Source organism: Burkholderia sp. FW306-1C-G01B (assembly GCF_058781685.1).
Genome location: NZ_JBYSWZ010000006.1, coordinates 188,650 through 213,199 on the forward strand (window position 1 = coordinate 188,650; position 24,550 = coordinate 213,199).

A 24,550-nucleotide genomic window follows, 5' to 3' on the forward strand; every position below is an offset into this window, starting at 1 on the left:
CCTGGGGTCCAGCGTGGTTCGTGGTTCCCGCCGCGCCCGCCTGCTGGTAGCGAGTGCAACGTCGTACGCATTGAGTTCATTTAAGCACCGCCAAAATGGCGGTTGTCGCGATTCGGGGCACCTGCACGACACGATTCGACCGTTTTGGGCCGTCCGCGCAGCATGAATTGCTGCGCGAGCGCGTGTGCCGCCGCCCCTTCCTGATCCATTCGCGACAGATGCGTGACAAACAAAATCGTAAAGCGACGGCCGCCGCAGATTGCACCGACAAAATTGCCCGTTCGGCATCCGAAACGCGTTCGACGGCCCCAAACCGCATGTTTTGCGTCGATTGCACGCTCGCGGGCCGGCGCGGGTCGAAACGAGCGCAATGTCCCGGGCGCCGGCCGCGCGCGCGCGCGACCGTGAGCCGCCCTCGCAGCCGCCGCGCCGGGGCGATTTCCCCCCACCGCGAGGACACCCGCGCATGAAAGTTCAGAAGATTTCCCGCTGCTTCGACACCGACTTGCCCGAAGACCGGGGCACGGCCGGATTGCCCGGCACCGGGCGCGCCCGCGTGTCGAGGCGGCAGGTCGTGATCCCGGGCAGCGAGGCGTTCGACACCGGCGTGTTCGAATGCACGCCGGGCACTTACCGGCGCGGAGTGAAGGAAGCGGAGGTGATGCATTTCCCCGCCGGAGCCGGCACGTTCGCGCCGGATGGCGAGGAAGCGATCGAGTTCGGCGCGGGCGACACGCTGTTCTTCGCCGCGAACACCGAAAGGCTGTGGGACGTGCGCGAGACGATGCGCAAGATGTATGTGATCTTCTGACGCGGGCGGGCCGCGCATGCGCGCCGCGCCCGGTTTCTCCCCCGGGCAGGCCGCTCAGCCGGCCAGCCGGAACACCGCCACCGCGGACCTCAACCGTGCCGCCTGTTCATCCAGCGAGGAAGCGGCCGCGGCAGCCTGCTCCACGAGCGCGGCGTTCTGCTGCGTGACTTCGTCCATTTGCGACACCGCCTTGCCCACCTGTTCGATGCCGGTGCTTTGCTCGGCGGAGGCCGTGGAGATCTCGCCCATGATGTCGGCGACCCGGTCGATCGACCGGACGATCTCCGTCATGCGCACCCCCGCCGCCTCGACAAGCCGGCTGCCGCTGCCGACCTTCTCGACCGACACCTCGATCAGCCCCTTGATGTCCTTCGCCGCCGCGGCGCTGCGCTGGGCAAGCGAGCGGACCTCCGAGGCCACGACCGCGAACCCGCGCCCTTCCTCGCCGGCTCGCGCCGCTTCGACCGCGGCGTTGAGCGCAAGAATGTTGGTCTGGAACGCGATGCTTTCGATCACGACGGTAATGTCGGCGATCCGCACCGACTCTTCGGAAATCTGCCGCATCGTTTCGACGACCTCCTGCACGGCGGCACCGCCGAGTTCGGTCGCCTCCTTGGCCGTGGTGACGAGCGCATTGGCCTGACGCGCATTCTCGGCATTCTGTCTGACCGTCGACGTGATCTGTTCCATGCTGGCGGCCGTTTCCTGCAGCGACGCGGCCTGTTCCTCCGTGCGTTGCGACAGGTCCAGGTTGCCTTGCGCGATCTCGCCGGTGCCGACGGCGATCGAGTGGGTCGTGGTCTGGATTTCGGCGATCGTCTCGGTCAGGCGCGCCTTCATTTCGCCGAGCGCCGCAAGCAGGCTGCCCGGCGCGGCCTTGGCCGCATCGAACTCGACGTCCAGTTCTCCGGCGGCGATGCGCGCCGCGATGTGCGTCGCGTGCGCCGGCTCGCCGCCCAGCGTGCGCCTGACGCTGCGCAGGACGCCCCATGCGATTGCCGCCAGCGTCGCGGCGATGACGAGCGCGATGGCGCCCAGCACCATCGCGAGCCGGGTGAAGGCCGCGTCGATATCGTCGTAAAAGAATCCCGTGCCGATCCACCAGTTCCAGTCCGGAATGGCGACCACGCCCTGCAGTTTCGGCACCGCATCCGCGTCGGGGCTGCGCTTGACCAGCACGTCGACGAGGGCGAAATGCGCCTGCGCCATCCCGGCACGGTAAGCCTCGCTATCGGTCAGGCCGCCGGTCGTGCGGTTGCCCTTGGCCCGCGTGCCGACGAACTTCGCGTTCGGATGAACCAGGTTGACGCCGTCGGCAGTCGTGACCCAGTAGTAGCTTTTCGTATCCGCGTTGAGCGCCGACAGCGCGGCTTTTGCCTGCTGCTGGGCCTGATCCGCGGTGAGCGTACCGCTCGCCTGCAACGCGCGGTACGAATTGACCAGATGTTCGGCCTTCGTCAAGAGAATGACGATCTCTTCGCGACGGCTGTCGATCAGCGCGCCGCGCAGCGTCTGCAGCGACATCGCGGCGAGCAATACGACGCCGAGCAGCGCAGCCGCGACGAGCATCAGCAGTTTCGTGGACAACTTCATGCGGGAGCCTCGCGATATTAACCATTCGGTACATATATCGGCGCTGGCGGCTCTACCTTGAACGTCATCGCATCGGTAATTACCCTTGTTTCGTGCGCCGATCGTACGCGCACGACGAAGCGGCCGGGCCGGCCGCTCCTGGATTCGCCCCGGGTGTGCCAGGGTGGCTGCGCGTCGCACGGCACATTCGCGCGCAGCCGGCGCGGCGCTTACAGGCCGAGCTGCGTCGCGAGATGGCCGATGTCGGACACCTCGTAGTAGTTGTAGAACGGCGTGCCGGGCTCGTGGCCGCGATTGACGAACGCCTTGTGCTTGATGCCGAGATCCTCGGCCGTCATCAGGTCGTAGCGCAGGCTCGACGACACGTGCAGCACGTCCTCGGGCTTGCAGCCGAGCTTGCCGAACATGTATTCGAAGCCCTGCATCCGCGGCTTGTACGACTGCGCCTGCTGCGCGGTGAACACCGCGTGGAACGGCGCGCCGAGCTTGTCGACGTTGCTCATGATCTGGTCGTCCATTGCGTTCGACAGGATCACCAGCTTGTACTTCTTAGCGAGCCGCGACAGGCCGGCCGGCACGTCCGGATGCGGGCCCCAGGTCGGAACCGCATGATAGAAACGCTCGGCCTCGGCTTCGTCGAACGTCGCGCCGATCCGCGCGCAGGTGCGACGGATCGCGTTGACGAGGACGTCGCGGTACGGCTTCCAGGCGCCGAGCACCTCGTCGAGCCGATACGCGGCGAACGCGCGCACGAAGTCCTCCATCGCGACCGGCGACAGCCGATCCGCGTAAATCTCGCGCGCAAGCTCCGCCATCTGGAAACGGGTCAGCGTGCCATAGCAGTCGAACGTGATGTACTTCGGTTCAAATTGGATCATGGTGACGTCCTGTCGGTGTGAAGCCCCGGCAGGGCCGGGGACGGGCTGGGTTCAACGAAATTGAATCAGGGCAAAAAGTCGTTCGCACATCGTTCGGCGCCGCCCAAAACGCACAATCGCCGCGAGTTGCACGGATCGTGCAGCACGATGTGCGGCACGATCCGGCGAGCCTCGCGAAAACCCGGGCAGGCTGCCGGCCGACGCGGCTCGCCGGCAAGCGGCAGCGACACCGTGCCTTCATCGTAGTGGCATTCCCACAGCAGGAGTTGCCGGATCGGCAGCGCGCGCCGGCACGATACGCGTGTTCGTTCGCGCCGATCGAGCGGGTTTGCGTCGATCTGACGCGAGCGGCCGCTGCCGCCGGAAAACAGGCGAATCGTCCTATCCGCGCCGCTGTGCCGCTGGCAGAGTCGAGATGTCATTCCTACCCATCCGGAGTCCGGCGTGTCCGACCTCAATACTTCCCGCACGCTTACCTATCGCCCGTTCGCCGAAACCGACCTGCCCGCCGCGCACCGGCTGTCGGAGGCGGTCAAGTGGCCGCACCGGCTCGACGACTGGCGCTTCGCGCTCCAGCTCGGCAGCGGCTTCGTCGCCGAAGACGAATCCGGTGTCGTCGGCACCGCGCTCGGCTGGCGCTTCGGCGAGTCGCACGCATCGCTCGGCATGGTGATCGTGTCGCCCGAGCGCCAGGGCCGCGGCATCGGCCGCGAACTGCTCGCGCGCGTCGTCGACAGCCTCGGCCCGCGGACCGTGTTCCTGCATGCGACGCCGGCCGGCGAGCCGCTCTACGTGAAGTTCGGATTCGGTGCGATCGGCACGATCGACCAGCACCAGGGCGCCGCGTTCCAGCCGCCGCTGATTTCGCTGCCGCCCGGCGAGCGGCTGCGGCCGCTCGGCACCAACGACGGCCCGCGACTCGCGGCGCTCGCCACGCGCGCGGCCGGCTACCCGCGCGATGCGGTGGTCGATGCGCTGCTCGGCGTCGCCAACGGGATCGCGCTCGATCGCGACGGCGAACTGCTCGGCTTCGCGCTGTTTCGCCGTTTCGGCCGCGGCCACGCGATCGGCCCGGTGATCGCACCGGACGCGCTGCGCGCGCAGGCGCTGATCAGCCACTGGCTCGCGCTGCACGAAGGCATGTTCGTGCGCATCGACGTGCCCGGTGACAGCGGGCTGTCGGACTGGCTGCAGGGGCTCGGCCTGCCGCGCGTCGATACCGTCGTCGCGATGGCGCGCGGTGCGGCGCCCGCGCGCGATCCGGCGCTGCGCGCGTTCGCCATCGTCAACCAGGCGCTCGGCTGAGCGGCACGCACGATGAGCTTCCTCTACAAGGCCGACCCGGTGCGCGGCGCACAATGGGCGCAGCGCTTCGCGCAACAGGCGCCCGATCTCGCGTTCCGGATCTGGCCGGACATCGGCGATCCGCGCGCGGTGCGCTACCTCGCCGCATGGCAGCCGCCCGACGATCCGGTCGCGCTGCTGCCGAACCTCGAGATCGTGTTTTCGGTCGGTGCCGGCATCGATCAATTCGACCTGTCGCGCGTGCCCGCGCACATTCCGGTCGTGCGGATGATCGAGCCCGGCATCGTCGACGGCATGGTCGAGTATGTGACGCAGGCCGTGCTGACGATCCATCGCGACCTGTTCGACTACGCGGCGCAGCAACGCGCGCAGGCATGGCACGAGCGGCCGGTGCGCGCGGCCGCCTCCCGCCGCGTCGGCGTGCTCGGGCTCGGCACGCTCGGGCAGGCCGTGCTCGACACGCTGCGGCGCTTCGGCTTCCCGTGCGCCGGCTGGAGCCGCACGCCGCGCACGCTCGACGGCATCGACTGTTACGCGGGCGACGCGGCGCTCGATGCGTTCCTGGCCCGCACCGACATCCTGATCTGCCTGCTGCCGCTCACCGACAGCACGCGCGGCCTGCTCGGCGCGCGCGTGTTCGACGTGCTGCCGGCCGGCGCATCGCTCGTGCAGGTCGGTCGCGGCCCGCAGCTCGACGCGGCCGCGCTGCTCGCCGCGCTCGGCAGCGGCCGCCTCGACAGCGCGATCCTCGACGTGACGGACCCCGAACCTTTGCCGGCCGGACACCCGTTCTGGGCCCATCCGCGCATCCGGATCACGCCGCACATCGCGAGCGCGACGCGGCCCGATACCGCGGTCGATGCCGTGCTCGCGAACCTCGCGCGCCATCGCGCGGGCCAGCCGATGATCGGCGTCGTCGATCGCATGCGCGGTTACTGACGCGCGCGCCCGGCCCGGCGGGGCGCGCAGCAGAAAATGCCGAAGCGCCCCGTGCAAACGCCGTATCCATACGTTTCAAGCGACAAATTGAAGACGCGTGCGGATTTCCCGCCCGGTAGCATGAACTCACGCTGACACCCGACGAGAGTCCCGCCCTGCCATGACCTACTCCGCGCTGATCGAAGCCGATCGCCAACACCTGATTCATCCGGTCGTCAATTACCGTACGCACGAGGCGCGCGGCGTCACCGTGCTCGACTCCGCCGACGGCGTGTTCCTGCGCGATGCGCAAGGCCACACGCTGCTCGATGCGTTTTCCGGCCTGTGGTGCGTGAACGTCGGCTACGGCCGCGACAGCATCGTGAAGGCCGCGGCCGACCAGATGGCGAAGCTGCCCTATGCGACCGGCTATTTCCATTTCGGATCGCAGCCCGCGATCGAGCTTGCCGAGCGGCTCGCGGCGCTCGCGCCCGCGTCGCTGAACCGCGTGTACTTCACGCTCGGCGGCTCGGACGCCGTCGATTCCGCGGTGCGCTTCATCACGCACTATTTCAACGCGACCGGCCGCCCGTCGAAGAAGCACATGATCGCGCTCGAGCGCGGCTATCACGGCTCGTCGTCGCTCGGCGCCGGGCTCACCGCATTGCCCGCGTTCCATCGCCATTTCGACCTGCCGCGCGCCGACCAGCACCACATTCCGTCGCCCTACCCGTATCGCCACCCGCTCGGCGACGATCCGCAGGCGCTGATCGCCGCGTCCGTCGCCGCGCTCGAAGCGAAGGTCGCGGAACTCGGCGCGGACAACGTCGCCGCGTTCTTCTGCGAGCCGGTACAGGGCTCCGGCGGCGTGATCGTGCCGCCCGCGGGCTGGCTGAAGGCGATGCGCGACGCATGCCGGCGCCTCGGCATCCTGTTCGTCGCCGACGAGGTGATTACCGGCTTCGGCCGCACGGGCCCGCTGTTCGCGTGCGAGACCGAGCAGGTCGATCCGGACTTGATGACCGTCGCGAAAGGGCTGACGGCCGGTTATGCGCCGATGGGCGCGGTGCTGATGTCCGACGAAATCTACGAAGGGATCGCGGGCAGCCGCGCCGACACCGCCGTGGTCGGGCACGGCCACACGTATTCCGCGCATCCGGTCAGCGCCGCGATCGGCCTCGAAGTGCTGAAGCTCTATCACGAAGGCGGGCTGCTCGCGAACGGCCAGGCGATGGCGCCGCGTTTCGCCGCGGGGCTCGATGCGCTGCGCGCGCATCCGCTCGTCGGCGACGCCCGTTCGGTCGGCCTGCTCGGCGCGCTCGAGCTGGTGGCCGACAAGGCACGCAAGACGCGCATCGACCCGGCGCTGAACCTGCCCGACAAGATCGCCGCCGCCGCGTACGCGAACGGCGTGGTGTTCCGCGCATTCGGCGACGCCGTGCTCGGTTTCGCGCCGGCGCTGAGCTTCACCGCGGGCGAGTTCGACCTGATGTTCGAACGCGTGCGCAAGACGCTCGACGACGTGCTGGCCGACGCGGGCGTGCAGCGCGCGCTCGACGCCGCCCACGCGCAGCCGGCGTGACGCGGGCATGAAGCGGGCGAGGGAAAGCCGGACTTGTGGCGGCTACCGTTCGACTCTAAAGTAACCGGACATTCCATTTCTGCCTTCTCACGCGAACATGACGGACAGCAAGCTAGACCGGATCGACCTGCGCATTCTTTCCCAGTTGCAGAAGCGCGGGCGCATGACCAACGTCGAACTGGCCGATGCGGTCGGGCTGTCGCCGAGCCCGTGCCTGATCCGCGTGAAGCGGCTCGAAAAAGCCGGCTACATCGCCGGGTACGGCGCGCACATCCAGCTCGAGAAGCTCGGCGACGTGCAGGTGGTGTTTACCGAGGTCACGCTCGCCGACCACCGGCGCGAGGACTTCGACCGGTTCGTCGCAGCGATCCGCGATGTCGACGAGATCGTCGAGTGCCATCTCGCGAGCGGCGGCTACGACTATCTGCTCAAGTTCGTCACGCGCAGCGTGAGCCACTACCAGACGATCGTCGAAGGGCTGCTCGAGCAGAACATCGGCATCGAGAAGTATTTCAGCTACGTGATCATCAAGTCGCCGTTCGTCAAGCGGCACTATCCGCTCGAATCGCTGTTCGGCGAACGGCACTGACGAGCGGCGGGCGGCGGCCACGCCGTACGCGCGTCGTCGCGACGCGACCGCCTGCCGCCGTCGAGCCGCCCTCATCCAAGGATCTGCCATGTCACTTACCCTCTCCCGCACCGAACTCATTCGCAGTGCAAACCTGATCGACGGCGCGTGGCGCGACGCGCTCGACGGCCGTCGCTTCACGATCACCGATCCGGCGACGCTCGAGCGCGTGGCCGACGTGCCCGACAGCGGTGCGGCCGACGCACGTGCCGCGACCGACGCGGCCGTGCGCGCGCTGCCCGCGTGGCGCGCGACGCCGGCCCGCGAACGCGCGGCGATCCTGCGCGCATGGCATGCGGCGATCGTCGCGCACACCGACGATCTCGCGAAACTGATGTCGCGCGAACAGGGCAAGCCGCTCGCCGAAGCGCGCGGCGAAGTCGCGTATGGCGCGTCGTATGTGCTGTGGTTTGCCGAGGAAGCGACCCGCACCTACGGCGACCTGATTCCGCAACAGCAGCGCGGCAAGCGGCTGAGTGCGGTCAAGGAGCCGATCGGCGTCGTCGCCGCGATCACGCCGTGGAATTTCCCGCTCGCGATGATCGCGCGCAAGATCGCGCCCGCGCTCGCGGCCGGCTGCACGGTCGTCGCGAAGCCGGCCGAGGACACGCCGCTCACGGCACTCGCGCTGGCGTTCCTCGCGCAGGAAGCCGGCGTGCCGCCCGGTGTGCTGAACATGATCGCCGCATCGCGCGAGCACGGCATCGACGCGGTGGCCGACTGGCTCGCCGACGGCCGCGTGCGCAAGATCACGTTTACGGGATCGACGCCCGTCGGCAAGCTGCTCGCACGCGAATCGGCCGCAACGCTCAAGAAGCTGTCGCTCGAGCTCGGCGGCAATGCGCCGTTCATCGTGTTCGACGATGCCGAACTCGACGCCGCCGTCGACGGGCTGATGGCCGCCAAGTTCCGCAACGGCGGCCAGACCTGCGTGTCGCCGAACCGCGTGTACGTGCAGGCCGGCGTCTACGATGCATTCGCCGCGAAGCTCGCAGCACGCGTTGCCGCGCTGAAGGTCGCGCCGGCGACCGATCCGGCCGCGCAGATCGGCCCGATGATCAACGCACGCGCGGTCGACAAGATCGCGCGCCACGTCGGCGACGCGATCGAGCGCGGCGCGCGCGTGCTCACGGGCGGCAAGCGCCTGGTCGAGCTCGGTCCGCACTATTACGCGCCGACGGTGCTCGCCGACGCCACCGCCGACATGCAGCTGACCTGCGAGGAAACCTTCGGGCCGGTCGCCGCGCTGTTCCGGTTCGATACCGAGGATGAAGCCGTCGGCGCCGCGAACGACACGCCGTTCGGGCTCGCCGCGTATTTCTACACGCAGGACGTGCGGCGCATCGCGCGCGTGTCGGCGCGGCTCGAAACGGGTATCGTCGGGATCAACGAAGGTGCGCTCGCGAGCGAAGCCGCGCCGTTCGGCGGCGTGAAGGAATCGGGTTACGGCCGCGAAGGCTCGCGCTACGGCCTCGACGACTACCTGTCGATCAAGTACCTGTGCCAGGGCGGGCTCGACTGATTCCGCGGCGCCGCGTTGCACGCTCGATGCACGGCACGCCGCGATGACGGCCGACGTTTCGCTTCCCGGCCTTGCGCCGCATCGCGCGAACGATACCGGTGCCGACCGCGTCTGCCGCTTCGCGTCCCGCGAGGCCGGCCCGAACGCGATGGGTCGAACGACGTCCCCGTCGCGGCATCGCATGCCGACTGCGTGCTCGTGATGCCGCCGCTGCGGCAATTGGGGCCCGGCGTCACCGTCGTACGGCTCGGGCGGCTCGTCGACGAATCCGGAGCGCCCGCCTGACGGATCGGCTTCAACTCGACCGGCGCGGCGGCCGCACACGTTTGCGGCAACGCCGCGCCGATTCGTTTCGCATGCAGACCTCGATTTCCTCGCTTACCTGCCGTTAACCCGGATTTCAGCGCAGCCTCGGTCATCGCACCTGGCTTCCCCCACGAGCGCGAGCATGTCCGCATCCACTTGCATCGAGAAAATCGCCGACTGGGCGGGACGAAACCATCTTGTCGTCGGCGCGCTCGGCACACTGATGTCGCTCGCCGCGCTGAGCATCAGCGCGATGACGCTGTGGGCCATGAGAAGCGGCGTCGTCGAGCACGCGCACGAGACTTCGCGCAACGTCGCCGCCGTGCTGGTCAGCGAGATCGCGCGGACCGTCGAAACGTCCAACAACGCACTGATCGCACTCGCATCCGATCTCGGCAAGCCGGAAGTCAGGCACATGGACGCCGGGCTTCGGCACGATCTGCTGTTCCAGCGCGCGGCCGCGCAATACGTGACCGGCATGGGCGTGACAGACCAGAACGGCCGCCTGATCGACGGGTGTTGCGGCCCGACTCACCATTGGGACTTCGGCGATCGAGACTACTTCAAGGTCCATCGCGACGCGGCGAACGTCGGCCTTTACGTATCCGAGGCCTATCGCGCGCGCTCGCGCAACGGCACGAAGTCCATCGCGCTGTCCCGGCGCGTCGAACGGCCGGACCACACATTCAACGGGATCGCGGTTGTCGCCATCGACCTCGCGTACTTCGATCAGCTGCTTGCCCGACTGAACGTCGGGCCGAACGGCATCAGCGCGATCCTGCGCACGGACGGCACCATCCTGGCCAGAAATCCGCCGCTGAGCGACCACCAGATGGTCCGCCTGAGCCGATCGAAGGTTTTCGATCGCATGCTGAACCAGGAGTCGGGGTTCTATGCGGCCTACTCGCGCATCGACGGAACCTTGCGGCTCTATACGTTCCAGCGGGTGCCCGGCACCCCGCTGATTGCCGTCGTCGCCCCTGCCGAGCGCGACGTGCTGGCCGGCTTCACGCGCATGTCATGGTCGGTCGGCGTGTCGGCCTCGTTCATCTGCGCGTTCTTCTGCGCGGTCGTCTGGCTGCTCGCATTCGCATTGCGGGACAATCTTCGCAAGCAGACCTTGCTGACCGATCTCACCCGCACCGATCCGCTGACGGGCCTGAACAACCGCCGGGCGCTCGACGTCGCGCTGGCCGACGAATGGAAGCGACTCCAGCGCAGCAATGAAGGCAGCCTGTCGGTGCTGTTCATCGATGCCGACCACTTCAAGCAGTACAACGACAGATACGGGCATGCGCAGGGTGACACGGCACTGAGATTCCTGGCCGAATGCATCCGGACTCACACGCGGCGGCGCGCCGACATCGCCGCGCGCTACGGCGGCGAAGAGTTCGTCGCGGTGCTGCCGGATACGGATGAAAGCGGCACCGCGAAGGTCGCCGAGGCCATTCGCGCCGAAGTGGAACGCAACCAGCTCGCCGGATTCGCCGAGACGGTTCCGGCTTTTACAGTGAGCATCGGATACGCGACCGGGCATCGCGCACGCCCGGCGTCCATCGACACGCTCACGCATCAGGCAGACCTCGCGTTGTATACGGCGAAGCGCCACGGTAGAAACCGCGTGTGCCGCGGCGACACGGGATCGCTTGCGCAATCGGCTTGAGGGCCGTTGCGGTCGACAGCGGGCGCGGTGGCGGCGGGCGTCATCATCGCGCGAGGGCTGACCCGTTCGCTCGGCACGGAGCCGGCCACGCTCAGCGACATCGCGCAGCGCATCGCCGGCGGCGACCTCGCCGGCATCGCACCGTTGCTGACACACACGTTGCTTCCGATATCCGTCCCGTTTAGGAAAGCAGACTAAACGTCATTCCCCGAAAGCGGGACGCGCTCGATCGTGCCGAATGACGTGAAGCGGTTTCGTAACCGTCGCGTCACGATCGGCCACCACAATGCTCCGTCTTCTACCTCAGGATGGAGTTTGCATGCTTGCGTCACCGAGCCGTCTCCCGCTGCACGTCGCAGCGCTGTCGACCGCGATCCTACTGGCTGCCTGCGGCGGCGGCGACGATGTCGTCGCAACGAGCTCGACGAACGCCGCGGTCCCGGCGCCGCCGGCCGACCCCGGCTTCGTCGACAGCGCGCCCGTTCCGAGCGTGCCCGCGTTCGTCGACAACGTCGCGACCAACCAGCGCGGCGACGCTCGTTATGCAACGCTGTCGACCAACGCCGCCGTGCGCGTGGTGAGCCGCTTCCTCGACCTGTGGCAGCCGTCGACGATGCTCGTCGATGCGGGCGTGACCGCGCCGGCCAACGGCGCGTTTCCGGCCATCTCCCCTTCCACCTGCACGGGGCTGCCCGGTAGCGGCACGCCGTGCGGCACGAGCCTGAACGACGCGGTGCTGTCGGCGAACGTGCAATACGTGGTCAACGCGACGACCGCGCGCACGCCGCAGCAAGCCGACGCAGCCTATTACGACGACCGGCGCGGCAAGGGCTACAGCGTGACGGACGGCATGGGCCCGCTCACCGCGGCATGGCGCACCGCCGCCCAGCAGACGACCAGCATCACCGGCGTGCCGGCCGACGCCACGACCGTGCTGTACAACGACACCGGCAACAACGTCGGCGTGGGCAGCAGCGGCAACGCGAGTTTCGGGAAAGTCGTCGACCTGCTCAACGAAATGGGCAACAACGCGTCGACCGAACCCGCGAAGCGCTTTTACAAGTACGCGCGGCCGTACCGCTGGAGCTCGAGCGTCGTCGTCGCGCCCACGCTCGTACCCGCGGAAAGCACGACGCCGGCGACCGACGGCGGCTTCATCAGCGGCCACCAGGCCGAAGCGATGCGCGATGCCGTGACGATGGCGTGGCTCGTGCCCGAGCGCTTCCAGGAAATGGTCGGCCGCGGCCTCGAGCTCGGCGAGAACCGGATCCTCGCCGGCATGCACTCGCCGCTCGACGTGATCGGCGGCCGCATGCTCGCGCTGGCCGTCAGCGCGGCCAACCTCGCCGCATACGCGAGCGATGCGCAGGCCGCGTACGGCCAGGCGCACCAGACGCTGCAGCAGCTCACCGGCACCACCGATGCGACCTTCGCCGCATTCGCGCGCTCGGGCACGACGGCGACCGACCGGTTCGCCGACTACGCGGCAAACAAGGCGGCGTTCACGCGCCGCATGACGTACGGCTTCGGCGCGATCGACGCGACCGGCGCGCCGCCGGTCGTGCCGAAGGGCGCGGAGATCCTGCTGCAGACGCGCTTCCCGTACCTGGGCGCGGACCAGCGGCGCGTCGTGCTGAAGACCACCGAACTGCCGTCCGGCTACCCGGTGATGGACGATGCGGAAGGCTGGGGCCGGCTGAACCTGTTCGCCGCCGCCGACGGCTACGGCGCCCTCAACGGCAACGTGACCGTCGCGATGGATGCGTCGAAGGGCGGCCTCAACGCCGCCGACCTGTGGCGCAACGACATCGCGGGCGCCGGCAAGCTGACGCTGCAAGGCAGCGGCACGCTGACGCTGGCGGGCAACAACAGCTATACGGGCGGCACGCAGGTCAGCGGCGGCACGCTCGCCGCCGCTTCCACGATGGCGTTCGGCAACGGCGACGTGTATGTCGGCTCCGGCGGCGGCATCCGGATCGCGGCCGGCGCGCCCGTCACGATCGCGACCCGCTACACGCAGCTCGACAACACGACGCTCGAACTCGACATCGACGGCAACGGCGGCGGACGCCTGCACGTGGGCGGTGCGTTCACCGTCGCGGGCGGCACGCTGCACGTGAAGTTCGTGAACGGCTATGCGCCGAAAGCCGGCGACACCATCGCACTGATCGACGCGGCAGCAGGCGCCGCGAAGTTCTCGACGGTGACGGTCGACGGCTTCAAGGCGACGCCGGTCTATACGGCGACGGGCGTGTCGATCACGCTGTCGGCGTCATAACCGGCAGCAGGCATCGATCCGTGCGACGGCGCCGGCCGCCGGTTCGCGCATCAGGGTTTGCATCGCGGGTTCTCGTTCGCAGCCCGATTGCGCGGGCGGCCGCACGCCGCCGCGAGTCGCGAGTCGCGAGTCGCGAGTCGCGAGTCGCGAATGGCGGATCAGCATTCGACGAGCGCCTTCACGACGTCATGCACCGCCGCGCGCGGCGTCGATCCGGTAGAAGCGGCGCGCGTTGCCGCCGAACAGGTCGGCAAGCGCCGCGGAGCCGAGCAACTGCGCGCAGTCGTCCTCGCACGCGGCCAGCCAGTCGCCGTAGCCGCCGCACGCCGACGCGACACGCAGCACCGGCCAGTCGCTGCCCCACATCAGTCGCGCCGGCCCGAACAGGTCGGCCAGCGCATGCACATAAGGCCGCGTGCGCGCTCGCACGGCATCCGGGCCGGCCGACGGCCCGGCCTCGGTCCACAGGCCGGACAGCTTGCAGTGCAGGTTCGGCAGGCTCGCGAGGCGGCGCATCGCCGACAGCCACGGCTGCAGCTCGCCGCGTTCGATGAACGGCTTCGCGCCGTGGTCGATCACGATCTGCAGATCCGGGTGGCGCCGCGCGAACGCATGCAGCGCATCGAGATGGCGCGGCATCACCAGCGCATCGAAACGCAGCGCATGCTCGAGCATCGCGGCGACCGCGCGATCGAGCACCGGATCGTCGATCCACGCATCGTCGGGCAGATCCTGCAGCATCGGGCGCAACCCGCGCGCCTTCGGCGCCGACGCGAAGGCCGCGATCCGCGCCGGCGCGTCGGCGGCCTTCAGGTCGACCCAGCCGACCACCGCGCCGACCGTCGGGGTGTCGTCCGCGAGATCGAGCAGGAAGCGCGTGTCGGCGTCGCTCGGCAGCGATTGCACGAGCACGGTGCGGTCGATGCGCGCCGCGTCGAGCAGCGGCGCCAGATCGGCGGGGCCGAAATCGCGGTGAATCGCATCGAGTTCGGCCGGCGGCCAGCAGCCGGCCCGCGCGCCGATCCGCCAGTAGTGCTGATGTGCGTCGATGCGTGCCGTCATGCGCGCGCTCCCGGCACCGGCGCGCGCGCCGCGATCAGCCCTTCGTCGCACAGCGCGGCCCACAGTTCGGCCGGCACGGGGCGCTCGAACCATGCGATGTTCTGTTGCAGCTGGGCCACGCTGCGCGCGCCGACCACGCACGACACGACCGCCGGATGGCCGAACGGAAACTGCAGCGCGGCAGCGGGCAGCGGGACGTCGAAGCGCTTGCACAGCACGCCGAGCCGCGTGGCCTTGTCGATCACGTCGGCGCTTGCGTCCGCATAGTTGAACTTGCCGTTGCCGGCCAGCACACCGGAATTGAACACGCCGCCGACCACGATGGCCGTCCCCGCGCGGCCGCACGCGTCGAGCAACGGTTCGAGCGCCGTCTGTTCGAGCAGCGTGTAGCGGCCGGCCAGCAGCACGGCATCGAGCGCCGCTTCGTTCAGCGCAGCGGCGGCGACTTCCCATTCGTTCACGCCGAGACCGAACCCGCCGATCTCGCCGCCCGCACGCAGCGCGTCCAGCGCGCGAAACCCGCCGCCGCGGGTCAGCTGTTCCCAGTAGTGCGCGTGACGATCGCCGTGCGTCATCGCGCCGATGTCGTGCACGTACAGAATGTCGATCCGCGCGAGCCCGAGCCGCTGCCGGCTGTCGTCGTGCGACCGCATGATGCCGTCGTAGCTGTAGTCGTAGACCGGCCGGAACGGCAGCGGCTCGGCCCAGCCGTCGTCGCCCGGGCGCACGCTGGCGTCGGCGCGCATCAAGCGCCCGACCTTCGTGCTGAGCGTGAACGCGCCGCGCTCGCGCGGGGCGAGCCCCGCACCCACGCGCCGCTCGGACAGCGTGTAGCCGTAATACGGCGCGGTGTCGAAGTAGCGCAGGCCGGCGGCCCACGCGGCGTCGACGAGCGAGCCGGCGTCGGCGGCCGACATCGGGCGATAAAGGCCGCCGAGCTGCGAGCAGCCGAGGCCGAGCGCGGACACCGTCAGCCCGCTGCGCGGCAATGCGCGCGTATCGTTTGCATTCATGAGTCGTGACAGGGTGCGGGAAAGAAGCATGGCCGGCAGCCGCCGCCCGCGCTCGGGCGGCTTGCGCGGCCGCTCAGTACAGGACGTTCCTGGCCGCCTCCGAATCGAGGTTCTGCTTGTCGACCATCACGACGCCGGTATCGATCAGCTTCGGCGCCGGCTTGCGTTCGACGACGTCGAGCGCCGTGCGCACGCCCTGGTTCCCCATCTGCCACGAGCCCTGCACGGCGATCGCCTGCACCGTGCCGTCGCGCACGAAGCCCTGCAGATCCTCGTTGCCGTCGAACCCGATCGCCACCACCTTGCCCGCCTTGCCCGACTGCTTCAGCGCCCGGCCCATCCCGACCGCGGTCGGCTCGTTCGCGCCGAAGATGCCCTTCAGGTCGGGGTTCGCCGACAGCACGTCGGTCGTCTGGTTCAGCGCGTTCGCCATTTGCGACTGCGAGTAGTACGGGCCGACGATCTGCAGCTTCGAATGGCTCGCGATGTACTTGCGGAACCCGCCGACGCGGCTGACTTCGGAACCCGCGCCCGGCACGTACGACATGATCGCGATCTTGCCGGACTGCCCGACGCGGTCGATCAGCGCCTTCGCGCACAGCGCGCCCGCCTTCTCGTTGTCGGTCGACAGGAATGCCTGGTAATACGGCTTGCCGGCGTCCGAGATCGCCGAGTCGATCAGCACGACCGGAATGTGCGCTTCCCACGCCTTCTTGATCGCGGGCACGAGCGCATCGGGATCGGACGGTGCGAGCACGATGCCCGCCACATGACGCGTGACCGCGTTGTCGACCATGTTGACCTGCCCGCTGATGTCGGACTCGGCCGCGGGCCCCTGGAACGTCATCGTGTAGCCCTTGGCGCCGTCGAGCGCCGCCTTCGCGCCTTTCTGCACGTTCTGCCAGTAGTTCGAGTTGACCGTCTTGACGATCACGGCGATCTCGCCGCCCGCCGCGTACGCACCGCTGTTGCATGCCGCGAACAGGCATGCCGATGCTGCCAGCAGGATGGATTTGTTCATGTCTCGCTCCGCTTCTCGTTGGTGGGAACTGCTGCCGGTCAGGGCCGGCGATTGCGCAACTGGTCGATCCAGACCGTGCCCAGGATCACGACGCCGATGATGATCTGCTGGATGAAGCTCGATACGCCGTTCATGTTCAGGCCGTTGCGCAGCACGCCGATCACGAACGCGCCGATCGCCGTGCCGGAAATCGTCCCGACGCCGCCCATCAGCGACGTGCCGCCGATGACCGAACTGGCGATGGCGTCGAGTTCGTACATGACGCCCTCGTTCGGCTGCCCGGTGACGAGCCGCGACATCAGCACGCAGCCGGTCACGCCGGCGAGCGCGCCGGACAGCACGTAGGTGAAGAGCTTCACGCCCTGTACGTTCACGCCCGACAGCCGGGCCGCCTCCGCGTTCGATCCCACCGCATGGATATGGCGGCCGAGCGACGTTCGCGACAGCAGCACGGAAACCACGACGAACAGCACGACCATGATCACGACCGGATACGGAATGCCGGGAAACGTCGTGTCGGGGAACCCGTCCGCGCCGATGCGCGAGATGCGCAGCAGCGCGCCGTTGCCCAGCGCGCCGAACGCGTCGCCGAGATCCGATACCGGCCGTGCGCCCGTGATCTGGAGCGCGATGCCGCGCGCGACGAGCATCATGCCGAGCGTCGCGATGAACGGCGGCAGGCCCATGCGCGTCACGCACATGCCGTTGACGAACCCGCACAGCGCGCCGACCAGGATCCCGGCCGCCATGGCCGCCGGCACCGGCACGCCCGCCTTGACCAGCAGCGCGGACGAGACGCCGGCCAGCGCGAGCACCGAGCCGACCGACAGGTCGATGCCGCCGGTGATGATCACGCACGTGGCGGCCACGCCGAGATAGGCGATGGAGGTCACCTGCAGGCCGACGGTCATCAGGTTGTCGACCGAGAAGAACGCCGCGCTCGATACGGAAAACGCGAACACGAGCACGACCAGGCTGCCCAGCGCAGCGAACTTCTGGATAAGGTCGCGCCGCCGCTGTCGCGCCGCCCGTTCGTCGGCCTGGCTTCGATCCGAGGTCATTTCAAGCATGGGGACGCCCCGACGCATAGTGCATGATCTCCTCCTGACTGGTGTGTTGGGTGTCGAGAAACGCGGTCAATCGACCTTCGTGAAAAACCGCGATCCGGTCGGTCATGCCGAGCAGCTCCGGCAGTTCCGAACTGATCAGCACCACGCCGACGCCGTCGGCGGCGAGCCGGTCCATCAGCCCGTAGATCGCGAATTTCGCGCCCACGTCGATGCCGCGCGTCGGCTCGTCGAAGAACAGGATCTTCGAGCCGCGGTACAGCCATTTGCCGATGACGACCTTCTGCTGGTTGCCGCCGGACAGATTGCGCACGACCTGCTGCACCGACGGCGTGCGAATCGCGAGGTCCTGCACGTAGCGCCGCGCCACGTCGAGCTCGTCGTCGAAGCGCAGGAAGCCCAGGCGCGATGCGATGCCGCGCACGTTCGCGAGCGTGAGGTTCGCCGCGACGGGCATCGGCAGCGCGAGCCCCTCCTTCTTGCGGTCCTCCGACAGATACGCGATGCCGTGGTGGATCGCCTCGCGCGGCGAGCGGATCGTCACGGGCCGGCCGTGCAGCTCGATCGTGCCGCCGTCCGGGCGGTCCGCGCCGAAGATCGCGCGCGCGACTTCGGTGCGCCCGGCGCCCATCAGTCCGGCAAAACCCAGGATCTCGCCCTTGCGAAGCGTGAACGACACCGGCCCGAACACGCCTTCGCGGCGCAGTTCCCGCACGTCGAGCAGCACTTGTTCGGTCGGCGTCGACTGCCGCGACGGATACGCGTAGTCGAGCGTCCGCCCGACCATGCGCGCGACGATGTCGTCGATGCTCACGTCGGCGAAATCGTCCGTCGAGATGTGGCGCCCGTCGCGCAGCACGGTCACGCGATCGACGATCTGCGCCATTTCGTCGAGCCGGTGCGAGATGTACAGGATCGCCACGCCGTCGGCACGCAGTTCCTCGATGATGCGAAAGAGCTGCACCGTTTCCGACTCCGTCAGCGACGAAGTGGGCTCGTCCATGATCAGCACGCGCGCGTCGTGCGACAGCGCCTTCGCGATTTCGACCATCTGTTGCTGCGCGATCGACAGCACGCCGACCTTCGTCGTCGGTGCGACGTTCAGGCCGATCCGCGCGATGCAGCGTGTCGCGTCCGCATTGAGCCGTTTCGTGTCGACGAACGGCCCGCGCCGCGGCTCGCGCGCGAGGTAGAGGTTCTCCGCCACGCTCAGATGCGGCACGAGATTGAGTTCCTGGTGGATGATCGCGATGCCGGCCGCCTGCGCTTCGGAGGCCGAACGAAACCGCACCGGCGCGCCGCGATAGTGGACGACGCCCTCGTCGGGCAGGTACTGACCGCTGATGATCTTCATCAGCGTGGACTTGCCCGCGCCGTTTTCGCCGCACACCGCATGCACCTCGCCGCGGCGCAGGTCGAGGCGAATCCCGTCGAGCGCGAGGACGCCCGGGAAGCGCTTGCGTATCCCCTCCAGGCGCAGGATCTCCCGGTCCGCTTCGCCCTGTGCGGCCTGACCGGGCAGATTGCGAGGCATTGCCATTGCGTCTCCTAGGGAAGGGCCGACCTCGCTTTCGTCTGGTCAGTCCAATTTCGATGAATTACATCAATCCACCCACTTTTGGTCAAGCCAATTTATATATCTACATCCGCTCTTACCAATGGTGAAAACCCGCACATCCGCACGAACGGGTTGCCGTCCAGGGCGACACGACGAGCGTGATAGACTTTGCGACGCGCGCTTGCGCGGAAAGCGCATTGACCAAGATCCATCGGATGAAATCGACAGAACCCAAGCGGCTTTACCAATCGGTCGCGGCCCAGATCGTCGCGTTGATTCGCCAGGGCGAATTCGCGGTCGGCGAACGCCTGCCGCCCGAGCGCGAGCTGGCGCTGACGCTCGGCGTATCGCGTCCGTCGCTTCGCGAGGCGCTGATCGCGCTGGAAATCGGCGGCCAGATCGAGATCCGGATGGGCTCCGGCGTTTATGTGCGCGACACGGCGGCCGACGACGTCGGCACGATGGGCACGCTCGGCGACAGCCCGTCGGAACTGATGCAGGCACGCGCGGCCATCGAAGGCAGCGTCGCCGCGCTGGCCGCGGCGCGGATGACGGCCGCGATGCTCGATCGCCTGCGCCGCACGGTGCAGCGCATGAAGCGGCTCGCGGAGGCCGGCAAATCGCCCGTCGAAGCCGACCGGCAGTTCCATATGCTGATTGCGGAAGCCGCCGGCAATTCGGTGCTCACCCGCTTCGTCGGCGAGCTGTTCGACAGCCGCCACGACCCGATCGCCGCGGCCATGCGCGGCCACGCGGAGAATCCTCAGACCTGGACCGCCGCCGTGCAGGAGCACGAGGACGTGCTCCACGCGCTGCAGGCGGGCGACCCGATCGCGGCCCAGACGGCCATCCGCGCGCATCTTCGCGCGTCCGAAGCGCGATGGATCGACGGTGGCCTGAAATCGGACCCTGATTGACCGGCACACGGGCGCCTTTCGCGCGCCCTGCGCGGCCGGTCCTGCACGAACGTCGCGCCCAGCGCCGCTCAGTACGCACGATCGTCGTCGCTCAGGCACGCCTGCGGATCGCATTGCCAGCCGACGATCGAGAACCACGGGCCCAGCACGTCGTCGAGCTTGCGGCGCACGCCGTCGGCCGTTTCGACGTCGGGCTGCGCGATCATCCTGCCGACCGCATCGCCCGGCGCCCCCGGCAGCACGACGCCCCGCGTATAGCCCGGCATCGGCTTGAAACGCATCTGCAGGATGTAGTCCTTCAGGCCCGGCGCATACCGCGCGAGCCCGAGGAAACGATCGATTCGATCCTCGTTTACCCGATTCATATCCGAATTTTCCGGGAAAACCTCTTGTCTCCCGGCTCGCCACGCCTCGCGTAGGTTTTACGAAATTCCCGCAATTCGGAATTTATCGACATAGATGGCCATACGAGCGCCGACGGCCGACGCCCCGTTGCCGGCCGCTTCACATCCCGCTCGGCAACACCACCAACTTACGATTGCAAATGCCTCTCATTTGCATTAAATTTCGGCGCGAATGTACCGGTTGGAACACAGACGTCGGCGCGCGGCCATCCGCCCTGCCCGAATGCAGACCACATCAAAGGACGGGGTATGAGCAGGAAGAACTGGGCGGCCGCACCGATGGCCATCGTCGTCGGCACGGCCGGCCTGAGCGCCGCCGATGCGCAGGAGTTGTCGCTGCCCGCCATCGAGGTCTCGGGGCAGCGCACGACCGCGCCGTTTCGCGCGCCTGAATCGACGAGCGCGACGCGCACCGAGACGGACGTGATGGAAATCCCGTTCGCGGTCAGCAGCGTCGACGCGAAACTGGCCCAGACCGTCGCCGCGACGCGCGGCGAGGACCTGTACGACTGGGTCGCGGGCGTCGCACGGCAGAACAACTTCGGCGGCCTGTGGGACAACTACGCGGTGCGCGGGTTTGCCGGAGACGGCAACACGTCCGGCACCGACTACCTCGTCAACGGCTTCTCGTGGAACCGCGGGATGAGCGTCCCGCGCGACACCGCCAACCTCGAGCGCATGGAAGTGCTCAAGGGGCCCGCGTCCGCGCTGTACGGCCGCGGCGATCCGGGCGGGCTCATCAGCTACACGACCAAGCAGCCGCAGTTCGCGCGCTCGAACACCATCGGCGTGTCGGCCGGCAGCTACGGCGCGTTGCGCGAGACGCTCGATTCGACCGGGCCCATCACCAAGTCGCTGGCTTACCGCTTCGTCGCGATGAACGAGAACAACGGCAGCTTCCGCGATACGGTGTCGAGCAAGCGCTACCTGTTCGCGCCGTCGTTCACGTGGGACATCGGCGCGGACACGACGCTCCACTACGAGTTCGAAAGCGTGCGCCAGCGCGCGCCGCTCGATCGCGGCGTGGTCGCGGTCAACGGGCAGCTCGGCGCGATTCCGGCATCGCGCTTCCTCGGCGAGCCGCGCGACGGCGACTACGACGTGCGCAACACGGGCCACCAGTTCACGCTCGAGCATCGTGTCGATGCGAACTGGTCGATCAATGCCGGCTTCGCGCAGCGCGACACCGACCTGTCCGGCCGATCTTCCGAAGCGTTCGCGCTGCAGCCGGACGGGCGCACGCTGTGGCGCCGCTACCGGCAAGTCGCGTTTCACTCGAACGACCTGCAAGGCCGCATCGAAACGACCGGCAAGTTCCGCACCGGCGGAATCGGCCACACGCTCGTGATGGGCGTCGATGCGTATCGCTTCAACTACGACCAGTTCGTCGCGCGCTCGACGCCGAGCGCCGCCGCGCCGTATGCGATCGACATCTTCGATCCGGTCTACGGCCAGCCGGCGCCCGCGCTGCGCACCGCGACCAACCTGCTCGAGCGCGACGACGGGCAAGGCGTCTACGCGCAGGACACGCTGGCGTTCGGGCCGCACTGGAAAATCCTCGCCGGGCTGCGCTGGGATCGCTTCCACCAGTCGGTCGAGAACCGCCTGAAGGGCGTGACGAGCAGCCAGCTGCAGACCGCGTTGAGTCCGCGCATCGGTGTCGTCTACGAAATGAGCCCCGCGCTGTCGCTGTATGCGAACACCGCGTATTCGTTCCGGCCGAACAACGGCGCCGATGCCAACGGCCGCGCGTTCGACCCGGAGAAGGGGCACGGCTACGAAGCCGGCGCGAAATGGGCCGGCACGCGCTGGCTCGCGACGGTCGCGGCGTTCTACGTCAACAAGCGCAACGTGCTGACCGCCGATCCGGCGAATGCCGGCTTCTCGCGCGCAGCCGGCGAGGTGCGCAGCCGCGGCGTCGAATTCGAATGGAACGGCGACCTGGGCCACGGCTTGCGCGGCATCGTCAACCTTGCGTACGTCGATGCCGAGGTCACGCGCGATACCGTGCTGACGCCCGGGGCGCGCCTCGTCGATATTCCGAAGCTGAGCGGCAGCGCGCTGCTCATGTACGAAACCGCGCTGCCGTTCGCGGACAAGGCCGGCATCGGCACGGGCTTGATCTATGTCGGGCGCCGCGCCGGCAACACCGCGAACACGCAGGACGGTTTCGAGCTGCCGGCCTATGCGACCGTGCAGCTGAACGGCTATGTGCAGGTCAACAAGCACCTGCGCGCGTCGGTCGTGCTGAACAACCTGTTCAATCGCACGACCTACGTCAGCTCGTACAACAGCCTGTGGGTCACGCCGGGCGCGCCGCGCAGCCTGTTCGCGTCGCTCGCCTACGCGTTTTAGGTCAAACCGGTCGCGTGGCGCGCGTGCATCGCGCGTCACGCGCCGTGCCGCCAGCGCGAGCAGCAAGGCCGGCAACATCACGCATGCGCCGACCGCCAGAAACTCGCCGAAGCCGACCCGCAGCCCCTCGGGCCGGATCGCCGCGAGCGCATTGACCTGGCTGGTCGGGGTGCACGGTGCACGAGCGCCGTCATAACCAGACGGTAAACCGCGTTCCCGTCGCGAGACTGCTCACCGTCAACCGCCAATTGTGCGCCGACGCAATTTCCTTGCATATCGCCAACCCAAGGCCCGCGCCGTCGTGCGTGGTATCGGGCGCGCGCCAGAATCGCTTGAACAGAAACGGAAGATGATCCTTCGGGATACCGCGGCCTTCGTCGCGAACCTCGATCGATGCGTCGTCGATCGTTAACGACACGACGCTGTTGGCAGGCGACGCATGGATCGCGTTTTCGACGATATTCTTGAGCAGGATGAACAGTGCGCCCTTGTCCGCCCAGATCGGCGGCGCTGCGCGACGCTCCTCGATCCGCAGCGTCACCTGCTTTCCATCTGCCTGACGGGCCAGATACTCGACGACATCCTGCATGACATCGAGGGTGCGGACTTCGCCGAAATCGAAATTCTGCGCCTCGCTGACTTCGGCAAGATGCAGTAGCTGCCGAACCTGTCGCGACATCAGATCGATTTCGCGAAACAGCAGGTCTTTTCCTGTGATCTCCGGCTGCAACTCGATCTGGCCGCGGATCAACGTCAGCGGCGTTCGAAGTTCATGCGCGGCAGCCGCAAGAAATTCCTGCTGGACCCTGAAACCGTTCTCCAGCCGTTCAAGCGCGTCGTTGAACGCGTTGATCAACGGCTTGATCTCGCTCGGAACGCCACTGGCCGAAAGGCGTGTCTTGAGCCGGTGCGGCGTTATCCGCGCGGCCGCCCTGGACGCATCTCGTAGCGGCTTGAGCACCCGATAGATCGTAAGCGGCAGCACCAGGCCGGAAATAATGAATATAACGAAGAAAATGACCTTGACCGTGGCCGGAATCGACTTGACTTTCGAACTGACCAGCGCGTTCAGGAAACGTTCGCTGGTTGCGGTCTGCACATAGAACACGGAGCGCCCCCGCAGGACCCGCCGCGTCGCGACGAAGAACAGCTTTCCGTCGATAGTCAGGTAAGCTATCTTTCCGACGGCTGCAGCCGGATCGTCTATCGGCCATTGACCGGCTGTCCTTGCTCCGATCGACGCAAACAGGACTTGACCTTGCCCATCCAGCACACGGTATTTGAGTTCCGCGGGCACGAGATCGAACCCGCCCCCTTCGTCACGATCGGGAAGATCGACGGAATAGGGGCGATCGGCATCGTTGAACCTGAGTCCATTGATTACCCTGTCGACGTTCTCCGTCAGCTCGTGGTAACCCAGCGTCTGCTCCGGATAGCGGTCGAATACGTAGATGACCAGACCGGCGATCGCCGTCAGGCTGATTGCAAGGGCAATGACAGTCGTCGCCCACAGCCGCGCCGACAGACTTCGAATCCAGTGATTGAGCATGACGTCCCCATATTGGAACGGGTGTGGAATGTCGTAGCCGAGCGAAGCGCCGTTCACCGGGCATCTTTGTCGGATGCGCCGCCGGCGACGTGATCCGGCCAATCCTTCCGGTCACACGCA

18 protein-coding genes and 1 pseudogene are annotated in these 24,550 nt (G+C 67.8%); 10 read left to right on the forward strand and 9 right to left on the reverse strand.

Annotated features, from left to right (window positions below; translation table 11 throughout):
* The first annotated feature begins 466 nt into the window (after nt 1-466).
* Nucleotides 467-811, forward strand: a complete 345-nt coding sequence (locus AC3WLY_RS14230; protein ID WP_492308717.1) for a cupin domain-containing protein — start codon at nt 467-469, stop codon at nt 809-811.
* Nucleotides 812-865: 54 nt separating this feature from the next.
* On the opposite strand, the gene AC3WLY_RS14235 is transcribed toward AC3WLY_RS14230, so the two are convergent.
* Entirely contained in the window at nt 866-2,404 is a 1,539-nt protein-coding gene (locus tag AC3WLY_RS14235) for a methyl-accepting chemotaxis protein (protein WP_175963492.1), read from the reverse strand.
* Between the two features lie 209 nt (nt 2,405-2,613).
* Nucleotides 2,614-3,282, reverse strand: coding sequence for a haloacid dehalogenase type II (locus AC3WLY_RS14240; protein ID WP_492308716.1), 669 nt, complete (start codon nt 3,280-3,282; stop codon nt 2,614-2,616).
* 444 nt (nt 3,283-3,726) lie between these two features.
* On the opposite strand from AC3WLY_RS14240, the gene AC3WLY_RS14245 reads away from it, so the two are divergent.
* From AC3WLY_RS14245 to AC3WLY_RS14275, 7 genes are all read left to right on the forward strand, one after another.
* Complete coding sequence (locus AC3WLY_RS14245; protein WP_175963442.1) at nt 3,727-4,587, forward strand: GNAT family N-acetyltransferase; 861 nt, start codon at nt 3,727-3,729, stop codon at nt 4,585-4,587.
* 12 nt (nt 4,588-4,599) lie between these two features.
* Nucleotides 4,600-5,526 carry a 2-hydroxyacid dehydrogenase gene (locus AC3WLY_RS14250; RefSeq protein WP_175963441.1) on the forward strand — a complete coding sequence of 309 codons (927 nt, stop codon included), beginning with the start codon at nt 4,600-4,602 and terminating at the stop codon, nt 5,524-5,526.
* Nucleotides 5,527-5,686: 160 nt separating this feature from the next.
* Nucleotides 5,687-7,087, forward strand: a complete 1,401-nt coding sequence (locus tag AC3WLY_RS14255; protein ID WP_175963440.1) for an aspartate aminotransferase family protein — start codon at nt 5,687-5,689, stop codon at nt 7,085-7,087.
* 97 nt (nt 7,088-7,184) lie between these two features.
* Nucleotides 7,185-7,676: an Lrp/AsnC family transcriptional regulator gene (locus AC3WLY_RS14260; protein ID WP_034182400.1), complete on the forward strand. Its 492-nt coding sequence runs from the start codon at nt 7,185-7,187 to the stop codon at nt 7,674-7,676.
* A gap of 88 nt (nt 7,677-7,764) precedes the next feature.
* The gene (locus AC3WLY_RS14265) at nt 7,765-9,237 is read left to right on the forward strand and encodes an NAD-dependent succinate-semialdehyde dehydrogenase (protein WP_492308715.1); all 1,473 of its coding nucleotides are present in this window, start codon (nt 7,765-7,767) and stop codon (nt 9,235-9,237) included.
* A 448-nt stretch (nt 9,238-9,685) separates the two neighbouring features.
* Nucleotides 9,686-11,206 carry a sensor domain-containing diguanylate cyclase gene (locus AC3WLY_RS14270; protein WP_492308714.1) on the forward strand — a complete coding sequence of 507 codons (1,521 nt, stop codon included), beginning with the start codon at nt 9,686-9,688 and terminating at the stop codon, nt 11,204-11,206.
* 319 nt (nt 11,207-11,525) lie between these two features.
* Nucleotides 11,526-13,484 (forward strand): autotransporter-associated beta strand repeat-containing protein, encoded by a 1,959-nt coding sequence (locus AC3WLY_RS14275; RefSeq protein ID WP_492308713.1) that lies wholly within the window; start codon nt 11,526-11,528, stop codon nt 13,482-13,484.
* A 186-nt stretch (nt 13,485-13,670) separates the two neighbouring features.
* Here the strand turns inward: AC3WLY_RS14275 and AC3WLY_RS14280 are convergent, their stop codons facing one another.
* The 5 genes from AC3WLY_RS14280 to AC3WLY_RS14300 form a co-directional block, all read right to left on the reverse strand.
* Nucleotides 13,671-14,546: an amidohydrolase family protein gene (locus AC3WLY_RS14280; protein WP_425131540.1), complete on the reverse strand. Its 876-nt coding sequence runs from the start codon at nt 14,544-14,546 to the stop codon at nt 13,671-13,673.
* Nucleotides 14,543-15,559, reverse strand: coding sequence for an aldo/keto reductase (locus AC3WLY_RS14285; protein WP_492308712.1), 1,017 nt, complete (start codon nt 15,557-15,559; stop codon nt 14,543-14,545). Before AC3WLY_RS14285 ends, AC3WLY_RS14280 begins: the two co-directional genes overlap by 4 nt.
* 73 nt (nt 15,560-15,632) lie before the next feature.
* Complete coding sequence (locus AC3WLY_RS14290) at nt 15,633-16,580, reverse strand: ABC transporter substrate-binding protein (protein ID WP_175749198.1); 948 nt, start codon at nt 16,578-16,580, stop codon at nt 15,633-15,635.
* Between the two features lie 38 nt (nt 16,581-16,618).
* Nucleotides 16,619-17,650, reverse strand: coding sequence for an ABC transporter permease (locus tag AC3WLY_RS14295; protein ID WP_072440573.1), 1,032 nt, complete (start codon nt 17,648-17,650; stop codon nt 16,619-16,621).
* Nucleotides 17,643-19,187 (reverse strand): sugar ABC transporter ATP-binding protein, encoded by a 1,545-nt coding sequence (locus AC3WLY_RS14300; RefSeq protein ID WP_492308711.1) that lies wholly within the window; start codon nt 19,185-19,187, stop codon nt 17,643-17,645. The genes AC3WLY_RS14295 and AC3WLY_RS14300 overlap by 8 nt, the downstream gene beginning before the upstream one ends.
* Before the next feature lie 233 nt (nt 19,188-19,420).
* On the opposite strand from AC3WLY_RS14300, the gene AC3WLY_RS14305 reads away from it, so the two are divergent.
* Complete coding sequence (locus AC3WLY_RS14305; protein WP_310136510.1) at nt 19,421-20,122, forward strand: FCD domain-containing protein; 702 nt, start codon at nt 19,421-19,423, stop codon at nt 20,120-20,122.
* Nucleotides 20,123-20,193: 71 nt separating this feature from the next.
* On the opposite strand, the pseudogene AC3WLY_RS14310 reads toward AC3WLY_RS14305, so the two are convergent.
* Nucleotides 20,194-20,460, reverse strand: a pseudogene (locus AC3WLY_RS14310) (bifunctional 3-(3-hydroxy-phenyl)propionate/3-hydroxycinnamic acid hydroxylase); the annotation flags it as partial.
* A gap of 315 nt (nt 20,461-20,775) precedes the next feature.
* On the opposite strand from AC3WLY_RS14310, the gene AC3WLY_RS14315 reads away from it, so the two are divergent.
* Nucleotides 20,776-22,881 carry a TonB-dependent siderophore receptor gene (locus AC3WLY_RS14315; protein WP_492308710.1) on the forward strand — a complete coding sequence of 702 codons (2,106 nt, stop codon included), beginning with the start codon at nt 20,776-20,778 and terminating at the stop codon, nt 22,879-22,881.
* A 190-nt stretch (nt 22,882-23,071) separates the two neighbouring features.
* Here the strand turns inward: AC3WLY_RS14315 and AC3WLY_RS14320 are convergent, their stop codons facing one another.
* Nucleotides 23,072-24,487 carry a sensor histidine kinase gene (locus AC3WLY_RS14320; protein ID WP_492308709.1) on the reverse strand — a complete coding sequence of 472 codons (1,416 nt, stop codon included), beginning with the start codon at nt 24,485-24,487 and terminating at the stop codon, nt 23,072-23,074.
* Between the last annotated feature and the right edge of the window lie 63 nt (nt 24,488-24,550).

What these genes read in the sequence shown, in the direction of transcription:
- AC3WLY_RS14305 (WP_310136510.1), top strand. Translation starts at nt 19,421, where the DNA reads ATGAAATCGACAGAACCCAAGCGGCTTTACCAATCGGTCGCGGCCCAG.
- AC3WLY_RS14250 (WP_175963441.1), top strand. Translation starts at nt 4,600, where the DNA reads ATGAGCTTCCTCTACAAGGCCGACCCGGTGCGCGGCGCACAATGGGCG.
- AC3WLY_RS14280 (WP_425131540.1), bottom strand. Translation starts at nt 14,546, where the DNA reads ATGACGGCACGCATCGACGCACATCAGCACTACTGGCGGATCGGCGCG.
- AC3WLY_RS14285 (WP_492308712.1), bottom strand. Translation starts at nt 15,559, where the DNA reads ATGAATGCAAACGATACGCGCGCATTGCCGCGCAGCGGGCTGACGGTG.
- AC3WLY_RS14265 (WP_492308715.1), top strand. Translation starts at nt 7,765, where the DNA reads ATGTCACTTACCCTCTCCCGCACCGAACTCATTCGCAGTGCAAACCTG.
- AC3WLY_RS14315 (WP_492308710.1), top strand. Translation starts at nt 20,776, where the DNA reads ATGAGCAGGAAGAACTGGGCGGCCGCACCGATGGCCATCGTCGTCGGC.
- AC3WLY_RS14270 (WP_492308714.1), top strand. Translation starts at nt 9,686, where the DNA reads ATGTCCGCATCCACTTGCATCGAGAAAATCGCCGACTGGGCGGGACGA.
- AC3WLY_RS14275 (WP_492308713.1), top strand. Translation starts at nt 11,526, where the DNA reads ATGCTTGCGTCACCGAGCCGTCTCCCGCTGCACGTCGCAGCGCTGTCG.
- AC3WLY_RS14230 (WP_492308717.1), top strand. Translation starts at nt 467, where the DNA reads ATGAAAGTTCAGAAGATTTCCCGCTGCTTCGACACCGACTTGCCCGAA.
- AC3WLY_RS14260 (WP_034182400.1), top strand. Translation starts at nt 7,185, where the DNA reads ATGACGGACAGCAAGCTAGACCGGATCGACCTGCGCATTCTTTCCCAG.
- AC3WLY_RS14295 (WP_072440573.1), bottom strand. Translation starts at nt 17,650, where the DNA reads ATGCTTGAAATGACCTCGGATCGAAGCCAGGCCGACGAACGGGCGGCG.
- AC3WLY_RS14240 (WP_492308716.1), bottom strand. Translation starts at nt 3,282, where the DNA reads ATGATCCAATTTGAACCGAAGTACATCACGTTCGACTGCTATGGCACG.
- AC3WLY_RS14255 (WP_175963440.1), top strand. Translation starts at nt 5,687, where the DNA reads ATGACCTACTCCGCGCTGATCGAAGCCGATCGCCAACACCTGATTCAT.
- AC3WLY_RS14300 (WP_492308711.1), bottom strand. Translation starts at nt 19,187, where the DNA reads ATGGCAATGCCTCGCAATCTGCCCGGTCAGGCCGCACAGGGCGAAGCG.
- AC3WLY_RS14235 (WP_175963492.1), bottom strand. Translation starts at nt 2,404, where the DNA reads ATGAAGTTGTCCACGAAACTGCTGATGCTCGTCGCGGCTGCGCTGCTC.
- AC3WLY_RS14290 (WP_175749198.1), bottom strand. Translation starts at nt 16,580, where the DNA reads ATGAACAAATCCATCCTGCTGGCAGCATCGGCATGCCTGTTCGCGGCA.